Source organism: Lentisphaera profundi, from assembly GCF_028728065.1.
GTDB lineage: Bacteria > Verrucomicrobiota > Lentisphaeria > Lentisphaerales > Lentisphaeraceae > Lentisphaera > Lentisphaera profundi.
On the sequence record NZ_CP117811.1, the window covers coordinates 789,173 to 802,113 of the forward strand.

Genomic DNA, 12,941 nt, shown 5'->3' on the forward strand with positions numbered 1-12,941 from the left:
GCAGGATCTTTTTGTGTAATAAGTCTAGATTTTTTCATGCTTTCATTTATACTTTATTAAATAACGATTAAGTAATAGTTTATATGCTGAATTTTTTAAAAAACATATTCAAACAAAAACCAAAAGAAGAGCTTCTTCTTGGTGACTTATGTAGTTTTTGTGAGAGTCCTTTACCTGTAGAAAGTAAATTTAATATATTTAAATGTAAATCCTGCAATACTTTGAACTTCAAAGAGTTCAATATTGGTGAAATTCGCTTAGAAGAATTCATTTCGTATGGAGGTTCAGGAGCCGTTTTTAGATCAGGTGACAAAGCTATTAAATTAGTTGATAAAAGGAATGCTGTTGCCTTAGCTGAGTTAGAAAATGAGTATCAAGTTTTTGTCGCTCTTAAAGAAGTAAGTGATCACCTATTAACTCTAGAAGCCTTTTTTGAGAATGATGAATATGCAGGCTTAGTAACACCTTATGAAGAGGGTGGTGACTTAGCTGATTTTATTGAGTCGAATGGGGTTATGGATTTTCGAAAAGGCTTAGAGTTAATCCTCCAAGTAACTGACGCCGTCCAATGTCTTTATAAAAATGGTTTTTTATATCCAGATATAAAACCCCAAAATATATTGATTTCAAAAGAAGGGCGAATTCGTGTCTGTGATTATGGGCATGTATCTAGTTTAAGCGAAGTGAAAGGTATAGAAGAGGACGTGTCTGGCACAGCAGGTTTTATTTCTCCTGAGAGGTTGACTGGAGAAAAGGAGGATTGTAGAAGTTCGATGTATAGTATAGGTCTACTCATTCATTATATTTTCACAGGTCGTAAACTATATAGTGGAGAAGATGGTCAAGAGACAGCAGAAAAGCATGTTAATAATAATGCGGCATCCTTGATGAATAGTGAACTTAAACACTTACCGAGAAACTTCGTTAAACTCGTCGAACGATTAACTAATAAAAATCGGGACTTACGCTTAAGTTCATTCCCTGAGTTTAAGGGAATGATTCGCAAACAATTAACGTCTATTCCTGGTTAATTAGGCCAAGGTAGTCCCTTTCCTGTCTCGATTAAGGTTTTTAGTTGTGATATGGAGCCTGGCCAATGGTTTTTACTGACATCTATAACGGGATCATTATCTTTGATATCGTCAATGATGATACTCAAAGAAGACATTTTTCCCAAGGGATAAAAAATAATTTTGACCACGACTGTTGAGTTGGTTTCCGCGTAGTTTAATTCAATCTCGATCAGCTTATTCACATTTATTTTTTTGAATTTAGCATTCAAAATATGGATTTCCGACGTGCCTAAAGAAAAGCCTTTGCCTTCTTGGAAGTCAAAGGAGTTCAAAGGAGCGATTTGGAATTGAGCGAAGAGTTGTTGCTTGGCAAAGTATGGCCAGATCTGTTCTACTTCGGCTGCTATAAAACTTATATATTCATATTGCATAAAATGATTTATCCTAGTTTTTTTATAACTTGTCTCATAATCATACTTTGGCAAGATACATTTCTTGATTTTTGCCATCAAAGTATTAGCCTTAATGACTGTGAATTGATAGGGAATGAAAAATTTGAATAATGATCCGCACTTAGTTGAAATAACTAGTCAAATATTAATTGTTGGAGTCTTAATATTTTTGGCCTATGTAGGAGGCCGTATTACTAGGCGTCTCGGCTTAGGTGAGATAGTAGGGCAAATTTTGGGCGGCTTTATAGGTGGCCCCGTACTAATGTCTTACTCACATAAAGTTGCGGAGCAGTATCCACATGTAGATGAACTTTTGAAGTGGAGTTTTCCTTTAAAAGAAGTGCATAGCTTTGCCATTAGTAGTTTTATCTTTTTTATGCCAATTTATTTAGGCGTGATTTTATTTTCGATCACAGATGAAACACATGTTGATCGAGTGAAGGAAAATTGGAAGTTTTCAGGTTTCAACTTCTTTTTACAGTCGACCTTAGCCTTTGGCCTTGTCTCAGGTGCCTTATACTTTTTGACAGACTTGGGTTGGCCAATCAGTTGTATTGCAGGGTGTTTAGCTGTGGGGACATCACCATGCGCGGCTTTTATCTCTATTTCAAGACGACAGGTTGAGGGGAAGTTCAAAACAGTGTGGTCTCAAACTATGGTGCTGGAGGCTGTGGCAGAGGTTTTTATAGTTTTTCTAATGGTTAACTATTTTGTCGATGGGGGTGAAGCGTGGGATTTACGTTTTATTGGTAGATCCTTTGTCATTATTACAGTTATTAGTATTGTTGGATTTTGGTTGATTCGTACGGCAGCAAGTAACTCTTTTAGTGCGGATGAAATTAAAGGAGTAGTTAATGATAGTAAATTGAAGAATTTATTATCTTCGGATACAATTCCTACTGTAAATATCGTACTTGTTATTTGGTCAGTGATCGCCATGATCGTGGGGATATCATTAGGTTTAAAAGTGCCTTTTATGTTACCGGTTATTTTGGCAGGAGTGATTACTGCTAATGTACATAATCAATACATTTTTGACTCTTTGAGGATTCAAGACATAATGAGTTTCTTTCATTTGATCTTTTTTACTATGCTCGGGGTTCATTTAGATTTAGCGGCCTTATGGAATAAAGAAACCTTAACGATAGTAGTTATTTATTTTGTGATGCGCCTAATAGGTAAATTAGGTGGAGGCTATATAACATGCTCAATTTTTGCTATGCGGCCAGAAACTAAAAAGTACTTGCCGTTATTATTTATCCCTAATATGGGGGCTACGGGAATTGCGTTTGTTGTTCTTCATCAACACGGCAATAACCCTTTACTAGATACTTTTATTAGCAGTCTTGTGCCAGCCTTTATTATATCGGAATTATTAGGAGCACCGCTCATTAATTGGAGTGTAAAAAAGTGGAAACAAATTTTAATTAATGATAAACAGAGTCATTCCCAGTTTGAAAATGTTAATAAATCTGAGCAAATAGAAAAAATTCCACTAGAGAGTTTATTTCATGATAGAGTATTGCTCAATGTGGAGTTAAGGAATAAAGAAGATGCCGTAAAAATGCTTTGTTCTGAATTAATGAAAAAGGGCGACATTACCGACTTACAAGCTACGATTTCTTTGGTGTTAGAAAGGGAAAAATTGAGTACAACTGGGATCGGAGATGAGCTGGCTATTCCTCACTGTCGCTCAGCAGATGTGGAATACCCTATGGCAGTTTTTGCTTATGTAAGAGAAGGAGAAAGTATAGATTGGGATAGTATTGATGGTGCAGGCGTACGTTTCATAATTCTTTTAGTGAGTCCACTCAACGAACCTCAAATGCATATCGAAGCCATGAAAACAATTACAAAAAGTCTGATGAAGCCAGGTTTTATCGATGGTCTACACACGGCAGCTAAAAGGAAAAGTACGAAAGAATGGTTAAAAAATCAGTAATGAAAAATATTTTCAGTCTCCTGATTATTACTTTTTTCGTGTCTTGTGCATCGGAAGATCGTAGTCATTATAAGCGGCTACAGACTTTAGAAAATGATATAGTTAATATTGTTCCTATCTTACAGGATAATTCGGCTATACTAACAGATGCTAAAGGACAAAGGACCGCAATTTTAATCCCAGGAGGTTTATTGTTGACGTCTTCATTGAACAGTGACAAAAGTGGGGAGTTGATGTCTTTAGATTTTCCGCATTCCTCACAACTCCAAGTAGTTATTGTAGGTTTAAATAAGCACTTGATGGTTGTTCGTTTAGTGTCGAATCTAAATCATCCAAATTCCAAAGGCATAGGTTTTTCCACGACAGAAGAACTTTCTGGCACAGGTTTATTTATTTCTTTTTCAGATACTAATGCACCTTACCCGGCTATTCGACTTGTGAGAGATTTAAGTGATCCCTTAAATTCATTTACCTTTGATGAATTAGATGATGGTGGTGCGTTCGTAAATATGAAAGGTGAGTTGTGCGGTATCTATTCCCATTCAGATAAAACCTTTATTGGCCCGAAAGATTTTAGACGCATGTGGCTCAGTATTTTAGAGTCAAATTAAAGATCACAGCGAGATAAAAAAGTGTTCTATATTTTTAAGGAATTTATTATCCTTAAAAGTTAAATCAGTGGGCTCTAGAGTTTGGAATTTTTACTTTAAGTGATAAATAAGCCATTATATAAAAATTAGATAAAGAATTAGATCCAATGAAACAAACAAAACATCTTTTTGTCACTGGTGGAGTTGTCTCATCCTTAGGAAAAGGGATTACAGCTGCATCTATTGCTCTGTTGCTAAAGCGTCGCGGTTACTCGGTCAAAATGCAAAAGCTCGACCCTTATTTAAACGTTGATCCAGGGACAATGTCTCCCTATCAGCATGGTGAAGTCTATGTTACCGAAGATGGTGCAGAAACGGATTTGGATTTAGGCCATTATGAAAGATACTCTGGGACGCCTTGCTGTGAGCATTCAAATTACACTGCAGGTAAAATATATCAGACGGTTCTAGAGCGTGAAAGACGTGGAGAATATCTGGGTCGTACAGTTCAAGTTATTCCACATATCACAAATGAAATCACACGTGCTATCTCCGCAATGGATACAGAGGATGTTGATATTGTGATTACCGAAATCGGTGGAACGGTTGGAGATATTGAATCCCTCCCATTTATGGAAGCGATTCGTCAGTATAGGCATAAAATTGGTGTTAAGAATGGTTTATTCATTCACTTAACTTTAGTTCCTTATATCGCGGCAGCCGGAGAGCTTAAAACAAAGCCTTCGCAGCAGTCTGTAAGTAAATTAAGAGAAATTGGAATTATGCCTGATTTCTTAGTTTGTCGCTCAGAGCGCCCTTTAGATCCTGACCACATTGATAAGCTTTCTTTATTTTGTAACGTTGAAAGAGATAAAGTTATTCAAGAAGTAGATGTGGCACATACAATCTATGAAGTGCCATTAGAGCTCATTGATCAAGATGTAGATGTTAAAATCCTTCAATCGCTTGATTTAAAAGTTAATGATTTAAAGATCGACGACTGGCGCAAAATGGTTGAAACCTATATTTCACCAGAGAATGGAATACTTGAATTGGCAGTGGTAGGCAAATATGTCTCTCTTGCAGATGCTTACAAGAGTATAAATGAAGCGCTTATTCATGCGGGTATTGCTCATTCTACAAAAGTTAAACTTCGTCATATAGAAGCCGAAAAAATCAATCAAGATAATGTAGCAGAATTACTTGCGGGTGTATCTGGCCTAATGGTACCAGGTGGTTTTGGCCATCGCGGCGTCCAAGGTAAAATAGATTCTATTAATTACGCTCGTACAAATAATTTACCATTTTTTGGAATTTGTTTAGGAATGCAGTTATCAGTTGTTGAAACTGCACGCCATGTAGCAGGTTTAACAGGAGCCAACTCCAGTGAATTTGATGAAAGTTCTCCAGCTCCAGTAATTGACCTTATGCTTGAACAACAATCTGTCACAGAGATGGGTGGTACTATGAGACTTGGTTCATATCCTTGCGTATTAAAAGAAGGTACAAAGGCACATGCAGCTTATAATACGAGTCGTATAGATGAGCGTCATAGGCATCGTTATGAATTCAATAATAAATTTAAAGAAGAGCTAGAAGCGGCAGGTCTAATTGTTTCAGGGACTTCACCTGATGGCAGTTTAGTCGAAATTGTGGAGCGTAGTGATCACCCATGGTTTGTGGCTTGTCAGTTCCACCCTGAGTTTAAATCTACACCATTAGATGCTCATCCTTTATTTAGTGGTTTTGTTAAAGCTTCTCTAGATTATAGAAAGTAAATAACGCTTCAGTGATTGATTGGCCGGGAATTATTTCCTGGCTTTTTTTTTGCTAAAATCACCCAAGTATTTGATTTATACAGAGTGATAATAATATATTAAATTAAACGAGAAAATTATGAAAATCATATTTTTATTGATGGCCTACTCATATTTGAGTGTTTGTGCCTTCGCAGATAAAGCATTATTTGATGCTTATGAAGAGTTTACACAAGTTAAAGCAGAAGATTTCACGCGAAAAATTAGCTATGATTTTAAGCCGCATAAAGGAGATTCTATTTCGGGTGACTTAAGCTACTTAAGTAAGGGAGAAAATCGTTTTTCATTAAGTTTCACTTTGGGATTAATGAAAATTATCCTCACGAGAGATGATAATAGGATTCAGTTCTATATTCCGCATAATAAAACCTTGTTTACGAGTTCTGCGGGTGAAAAATCTTTTTCCTTAAATGCCATTATGTCAAGTTTAGAAATGATGGATAGTAAAATGGCAATGGATATTAAATCTCTTCTTTCACTGCGAGATTTGACCGAAAATTATAAGCTTATCATCAGTGATAATTCATCTATATATTATATATATGCCAGTGGTAGATTGCTAGCGGAAATTAGCCTAGCAAAAGAAAGACTGGATAAGGCTAAATTATTTTTTAAAACGGGAGTTATGAATTTAAGTTTCTCGAGTTCTAAAACAAGTTATTTAATCTATAGAAATTCACGAGCTAAAAAAATCAAAAAGCTTGGTCAGGATGATATGAGCCGTAGTTTGACTCGGGCTCTGGCGCGTTATATACAAATTCGTTACCATGAATTACTAGCTAAAAAGAAAGAGGATATTTATAAAGTTGGGAAATACGGCAACTTGAGATCTTATCAGGGCCTTAATCTAGTTTACTTAAAAGGCTCTGCGTACGAAATTGGTTGGCAACATGGACAATTCCTTGCTAAAGAAAGCCGAAAAGTTGTGGATAGTACATTGTACTTGATGGGTATGGTATACACCATTAAAACAGGCGATTGGTTTATGAATAAAATACGAGAAGCACAGAGATCTTTAGATCAACATACGCCCCCAGAATATATAGAAGAGTTGCGTGGTTTAGCAGATGGCTCGGGGATTGCTTATGAGGAATTGCATTTAGCGAATTATTTTCCAGCCTTGTTTCATTGCTCAGGCTTTACAGTTAAAGATGATAAAACTCTTGATGGGGTTTTATATCATGGTCGTGTATTAGATTATATGTGTCGTATTGGCCTTCAGTATGAAAATGCAGTTTTTTCAGTTGAGAAGACAGGTAAAATCCCGTTTGTTAATGTTGGCTTTGCGGGTTTTATTGGTTCCGTTAGTGGGATGAATCAAAGTAAGATTTCCTTGGGTGAAATGGGAGGCGCCGGTGAAGGGCTTTGGGATGGTGTACCTATGCCAATTCTCATGCGTATGGCATTAGAGGAAGGTAAGGATTTGAATCAAGTAAAAGCAATATTTAAAGATAATCGACGTACCTGTGAATATTACTATATCTTTGCAGATGGTAAAGATAGGTCGTCAACAGCGGTTTATGCGACACCAGAATCTATTGAGTTTCTTGATCCAGGGATGAAGCACGAAAAGCTGCCTCATGAAGTCCCCAAATGTCTAATGATTGCATCAGGTTCGAGGTATGAATCTCTACATAATAAAGTGAAGGTGACATCACAAATTGATGAGGAAAAAGCGATAGATTTAATGAATGCGCCTACGGCGAGTATAAAGAATAATTTACATTCAGTTCTTTTTGTTCCCGAAAAACTCAAGTTATGGATTTCTTATGCAGGTATCTACACAGGGGCATACGACGAAGTATTTATTGATCTTAAACTGAGCGATCTTCTAGATCCAGAATTCTATGAACTTGCGGAGTAGCATTCAGTACATTTTGGTGCTTGTGCTATGCAGCTCATGTCATTTCCGTCAGTCGGTATATGAAATAGAGCAGGATAGTACGTTTGATCATCCTATGAAAGCGTTTAATCATGAGGCTTATAAAGACTATGATTATAAGATGACAATCATCAGTGAAGAAAAGTTTGGTAGTGTCTTTGAATATGAACTCAAGGCCAAAGAGAGCTTAGTCATTGATGAAGAACGTTGGATAAACATGATTGTATATCTTAATGAAAAGCCTTCTGCTAAGTTACTTATAATCCAGCCTATTTCCAAGGGGAAATATCGAATAACGGACTACGTAGCAAGATACTTTGTTTCTAAGGGATGGAATTGTTTGATTGTAAAAAGAGATAAGAGATATTCAAAAATACGTGAGCCAAGTCGGCTTAATCTTCAGTTATACGAGTGGGTTTTAGATAATAGATTAATACTTGATTTTTTATATGATAAAAAACCTTTTGAATTCTCGAAAGTTGCGATGTTTGGCATAAGTAAGGGGGCAATAAAAACAAGTTTAATCTTAGGGGATGATAAGAGGGTTTCTGCGGGTGTGATGGTGTTAGGGGGTGGTAATTTATCTGAGTTTCTTCCGGAGTCACAAGAGAGAGGTGTGAAGAAAGCTCGATTAGCGTACATAGAAGAAAATGGAAGCGGTGTCGAGGCATTTAAATTAGCATTAGAAAAATCTTTAAGTATTGACCCCTTAGATATGGCCAAGTATGTAGATGGTAGGAAAACCTTGCATGTTTTAGCTTATTTTGATACAGCCGTACCTTATAGTTATGGAAAAGAACTTTACCAAGCTATGCCGGGGGCAGAGCTATATACAATTTTGGCAGGGCATTATACTGCGATCTTGTACCTTCCTTTTATTCTTAATCGTAGTGAAGCCTTCTATCAGAAAAAACTAAGTCTTGGGCAATAGCTTAAAGCTCTCGGTTAAAAACTTTATGCCGTTGATTTTTATACTTATGTAATGTTTTCCTGGGTAGTACTTGCGGACACTTCTCTTTTGAAAAGAATGTTTTTTTGAAATCTTTTTTTCTGAGTTTTTGTCTAGGACTTCACTGATTTTAAATACCTTAGTGCTATAGCTTGCGTTAGCTTTCAGATGCATGATTTCATACTCGATGCGTATTAAGCCAAGAGCTTGTTCTTTGCTGCTTAAGGAGAATGAAAACTCTAAGCTACCATTCCAGTCAACACTTTCACTTAATTTAAAGTCATCTACGGCAATATGTTGGGGTAGAGGGTAAGAAAATATTTTTAGAATTTCTTCATCGCCAGATTTTAATAAATTGCGGCTGGCGTGTTTTAGCATTTTATCACAGTCAGAAGAAACTTTAGTATAGTTGAGGAGTACAAAATTCTTCAATAATTGCGGGTGATCTTTTCCGATGTCATTTAAGTTGTTGGCGACGGACCGGCGAACATATTCACTGGGGTCATTTTTTAAAACATTTAAAAGCTTTAGTAGCTTGGTGGGATCTCGCTTGAATGTGATTAATGCTTTCCCCCAAGGTAAGCGAGGACGATATCCTTCCGAAGCGAGACGTCGTACGTGTTCGTTTTTATCGTGAGCCCATATTAAAGCTTGAGCGAGCATTTGACTTGGGTATTTTTCGATAAAGGGGCGCACGGCAAATTCAGACGTTGAATAGCGTGTCATTTCTTCGAGGCATTTAATTGAAAGTGATAGATCGTTTAATCCAAATTGCTCAATGAAGTCGGGGAATACACAGGCAGGGTAGCTAGAGAAATGAGCACTGACTTTAGTTAATACTTTAGCTTTTGATTTAAAAGTACCAGGCATTACTGAATTAAGAGCGCATGAGATTTTTTTCATACGTTCTTTTAAAGATAAATCATCCCATTCCTTACTCAAGCAATAATCAAGGAATTCAGAGGTCTTAAAGTCGCTCAAATGTACACAGATATGAGCTGCAATTTGCTTAAGATAAGTTTCGTTATATGAGTCTTTTAATAATGTAGACAAATTATTCGCAGTAAGGACAGCAATTCGCAGCAAGTTCTTCACTGCATTGGGAGCAGTACTTTAAGCTTAAACTTTCTTTTAAAAGTTTATCAATTTGCTGTTCTTCAATATCGGATAAAACTACTGAATCTAGTAGAGCATTGGTTTTCTTTTGCATACTTTGCCTTTCTTTAATGGCAAAGTTTTGAGCGTTCATTGTGCGGCTTAGATGAAGGTACGCGAAGGGACCTTTAGTTTGCTTAGTTTTTGGAGTTATGTTGGTAGGGTTTAGACTTGGACGGACATAAACATTTGGCATAGTTCTCTCCTTATTTCACTGTGTATTTCTAATGTATCCCAGCGGATATAAAAATACAAAACTAATAGCAGTGAAATGCGCTTAAAGAGGGGAGTATTATGAAGTTTTTCACTCGGATTTTACGTATTGAGCTTCTTAAGTTATTTGCTCAATAAAAAAGCGGCATGGGGGTGTCCTAAATAATTAAATTTAACCCATGCCGCTAGTCTGTAGGAACGAATTCCATTGGCTCACAATAATAAAATGAAAAGTATTTCCACGCAAGGGTTCTGTTAATAAAAAATTAACATTTCTTGATGGAGGTCCATTAAAACTTATGGCGGAGGGCTTGAGTTCTAGGGGATTTTTCGGTTTGAATATCTTTGAGTAAGCCACTCATAGCCTTGATAGGGAACTTTGTTATTTTAGCTGAGAAACTTAATTCTTTAAGTAATTTAAAGCTTTGAAAGCATTTATTCGGAGCTCTTCTTCAGGGACATGTTGATCGAGTAAGACGGTATCAAACCAGCTGTATTCGTCGGCTTCAGTCAAGTTTAGTTTAAGGAGTGAGTCTTCGTTAATTATTTTAGCATAGTAAATGAAGTCGATATTATTTAAACCATGGGGATTATTCTCGACCTGTATATGGATTGGCGGGTGAATTATATTAATTGAGGGGTGTTCATTCAGTTTGTCCCCGAGCAATTCAATGTCAATGCCTACTTCTTCTTTAACTTCTCTAATGGCAGCCTGATCCGGAGTTTCATGGCTTTCAATACAGCCACCCGGAGGAAGCCAGCGCTGGAGTTTTTTATGCTTGATTAAGAGCACTTTATCCTGTTTTAGTATAAAGACGGCACAGGTATAGCGGTAAGACATTTGTATCTCCAGATAAATCTATTGAGTCAAAATTATATCCATGCGCGATTTTTTCAAAATAGTAGACGAAGCAATGACTTGAATATTAGCTTGAATGAGGCTAAAATCGGCGACTAAAAATTATATTAAAATTTAAGGATTGAACCAATATGTCTGAAGATACAAAAGACCTTAACGAAGAGCAACTTATAGATTCAGTGGAAGCTACTGAGGAAAATATTATCGAGAATGAAGTTATAGATGAACAAACTGAAGCAACTGAAGTGGATTCAGAAGAAAATGCGGAAGTGGTAGAAGAAGTTGAAGAGCCTAAGACAGCTGAAGAGATTATCGCTGATTTAGAACTGTCTTCATTGAGACAAAGGGCTGATTTTGATAACTTCAGAAAGCGTAGCATTCGAGATCAAGATGATGCCCGCCAAAGAGGAAAGATAAGTGTATTAGAGGACGTGCTCCCTGTATACGATACTTTTAAAATGGCAATGCAGGCAACGCAAATGGAGAATGTTAATTTAGATATGATTGTTCAGGGTATGAACATGATTCAAAATATGTTTGTGAAAGCCATGGATGATATGGGTGTAGTGGATATAGATGCCCGAGATAAGAAATTTGATCCCAACATGCATGAAGCGACTTCCGAGTCGTTTTCTGAAGATGTTAAAGAGGGGGATGTGCTTTCTCAAACACGCTGTGGTTATAAACTAGGCGAAAGATTATTACGTCCTGCAATGGTTGTCGTAAGCAAGGGTGCTGAGCCTGAAGAAGTCGATGAGATTATCGAAAGTGAGGAAGCGTAATGTCTCAAGATTATTATGAACTTTTAGGAGTATCTCGTTCAGCCTCTGCTAGTGAACTCAAAAAAGCCTATAGAAAGCTTGCTGTAAAATATCATCCGGATAAGAATCCAGACGATGCAGTGGCAGAAGGTAAATTTAAAGAAGTATCAGAAGCATATGAGGTTCTTTCTGACGAAACTAAGCGTCGTCAATATGATCAGTATGGTCATGAAGGTTATACACAGCGTGGCGGCGGAGGCGGCGGAGGCGGCGGAGGTATGCATGGTGATCCATTTGATATCTTTAGTCAAGTTTTCGGAGGCGGCGGCGGAGGCGGCGGAGGTGGATCCAGTATTTTTGAGTCTTTCTTTGGCGGCGGCGGAGGTGGTGGACCACAGCCAGGCGCAGATTTAAGAAAAGATTTTGAGCTTACTTTTGAAGAGGCAGTCTTTGGCTGTACTAAAGAAATATCTTTAACCAAGAATGAAGCATGTGAACGTTGTGACGCGTCTGGTGCGGAGCCTGGGTCCAAAATGACCACATGCCCTACATGTCGTGGCAATGGTCAGGTTCATGTTAAGCAAGGGTTCTTTTCAATTAATCAAGAGTGTCCTCATTGCCATGGAAGTGGTAAGAAGATTGAAAAGCCATGCAATACATGTCGTGGGAATGCAACTGTACGCAAAGAGAAAAAAGTTAAGATAGACGTACCTGGTGGTGTGGATACCGGTTCGAAAATGAGAATTAGAGGTGAAGGTGATGCTGGTGAGAAAGGTGCGCCAGCGGGAAATCTTTATGTCGTTTTTCATGTGCGCAATCATGATATTTTTGAAAGAGATGGCGATAATATTTATTGTAAAATTCCCGTAAGTTTTTCAACGGCGGTATTAGGTGGTTCTATCGAAGTGCCGACCTTAAATGGCAAAGAAAATTTGAAAATCCCAGCTGGCACTCAGTCGGGAACTAAATTTCGCATCAAAGGTAAAGGTGTTAGAAATCTTAGAAGCCATGATACGGGACATCAGATTGTTACCATCATTGTAGAAGTTCCAACAAACCTTAACACTGAACAAAAAGATGCTTTGAAAGTTTTTGCAGATCTTTGTGGTGATAATGTGCAGCCCATGAAAGAATCATTTTTCGAGAAAGCTGGCCGTTTCTTTGGTGGCTGATCTTATACGTTCGATTGCTATCTTCAAACGAGTGACTCATTGAAAGTGAGGCACTCGTTTTATGTAGGGCTTAGGACTTATGATAGCGGATTTAAAAGCTAGCTAAATACAGCCTCTGAAAGGCTTGACTAAATGA

The 12,941-nt window shown here is 37.4% G+C and carries 12 protein-coding genes; 8 read left to right on the top strand and 4 right to left on the bottom strand.

Features of this window, described 5'->3' with window-relative positions; translation table 11 throughout:
• The first annotated feature begins 83 nt into the window (after positions 1-83).
• Complete coding sequence (locus PQO03_RS03305) at positions 84-1,031, top strand: serine/threonine-protein kinase (RefSeq protein WP_274151096.1); 948 nt, start codon at positions 84-86, stop codon at positions 1,029-1,031.
• On the opposite strand, the gene PQO03_RS03310 is transcribed toward PQO03_RS03305, so the two are convergent.
• On the bottom strand, positions 1,028-1,444 hold the full coding sequence (locus PQO03_RS03310) for an SRPBCC domain-containing protein (protein WP_274151098.1): 417 nt from the start codon (positions 1,442-1,444) through the stop codon (positions 1,028-1,030). The genes PQO03_RS03305 and PQO03_RS03310 overlap by 4 nt on opposite strands.
• A 115-nt stretch (positions 1,445-1,559) precedes the next feature.
• On the opposite strand from PQO03_RS03310, the gene PQO03_RS03315 reads away from it, so the two are divergent.
• The 5 genes from PQO03_RS03315 to PQO03_RS03335 all read left to right on the top strand — a co-directional run bounded on the left by PQO03_RS03315 (position 1,560) and on the right by PQO03_RS03335 (position 8,627).
• A complete protein-coding gene (locus PQO03_RS03315; RefSeq protein ID WP_274151099.1) occupies positions 1,560-3,407 on the top strand; it encodes a PTS sugar transporter subunit IIA in 1,848 nt (615 codons plus the stop codon).
• On the top strand, positions 3,389-4,018 hold the full coding sequence (locus PQO03_RS03320; protein WP_274151101.1) for a hypothetical protein: 630 nt from the start codon (positions 3,389-3,391) through the stop codon (positions 4,016-4,018). The genes PQO03_RS03315 and PQO03_RS03320 overlap by 19 nt, the downstream gene beginning before the upstream one ends.
• Positions 4,019-4,164: 146 nt before the next feature.
• Positions 4,165-5,775, top strand: coding sequence for a CTP synthase (locus PQO03_RS03325; protein WP_274151103.1), 1,611 nt, complete (start codon positions 4,165-4,167; stop codon positions 5,773-5,775).
• Between the two features lie 118 nt (positions 5,776-5,893).
• Positions 5,894-7,678 (top strand): C45 family autoproteolytic acyltransferase/hydrolase, encoded by a 1,785-nt coding sequence (locus PQO03_RS03330; protein WP_274151105.1) that lies wholly within the window; start codon positions 5,894-5,896, stop codon positions 7,676-7,678.
• Between the two features lie 94 nt (positions 7,679-7,772).
• Positions 7,773-8,627: an alpha/beta hydrolase family protein gene (locus tag PQO03_RS03335; RefSeq protein WP_274151106.1), complete on the top strand. Its 855-nt coding sequence runs from the start codon at positions 7,773-7,775 to the stop codon at positions 8,625-8,627.
• On the opposite strand, the gene PQO03_RS03340 is transcribed toward PQO03_RS03335, so the two are convergent.
• The 3 genes from PQO03_RS03340 to PQO03_RS03350 form a co-directional block, all read right to left on the bottom strand.
• Positions 8,610-9,698, bottom strand: coding sequence for a DNA alkylation repair protein (locus PQO03_RS03340; RefSeq protein WP_274151108.1), 1,089 nt, complete (start codon positions 9,696-9,698; stop codon positions 8,610-8,612). The two genes, PQO03_RS03335 and PQO03_RS03340, sit on opposite strands and share 18 nt — an antisense overlap.
• A 1-nt stretch (position 9,699) precedes the next feature.
• The gene (locus tag PQO03_RS03345) at positions 9,700-9,996 is read right to left on the bottom strand and encodes a hypothetical protein (protein ID WP_274151110.1); all 297 of its coding nucleotides are present in this window, start codon (positions 9,994-9,996) and stop codon (positions 9,700-9,702) included.
• Between the two features lie 417 nt (positions 9,997-10,413).
• A complete protein-coding gene (locus PQO03_RS03350; RefSeq protein WP_274151112.1) occupies positions 10,414-10,854 on the bottom strand; it encodes an NUDIX hydrolase in 441 nt (146 codons plus the stop codon).
• 149 nt (positions 10,855-11,003) lie between these two features.
• On the opposite strand from PQO03_RS03350, the gene PQO03_RS03355 reads away from it, so the two are divergent.
• Together PQO03_RS03355 and dnaJ are read left to right on the top strand one after the other, a co-directional pair.
• A complete protein-coding gene (locus PQO03_RS03355; RefSeq protein WP_274151114.1) occupies positions 11,004-11,654 on the top strand; it encodes a nucleotide exchange factor GrpE in 651 nt (216 codons plus the stop codon).
• Positions 11,654-12,805, top strand: a complete 1,152-nt coding sequence (gene dnaJ / locus PQO03_RS03360) for a molecular chaperone DnaJ (protein ID WP_274151115.1) — start codon at positions 11,654-11,656, stop codon at positions 12,803-12,805. The genes PQO03_RS03355 and dnaJ overlap by 1 nt, the downstream gene beginning before the upstream one ends.
• The last annotated feature ends 136 nt before the right edge of the window (positions 12,806-12,941 follow it).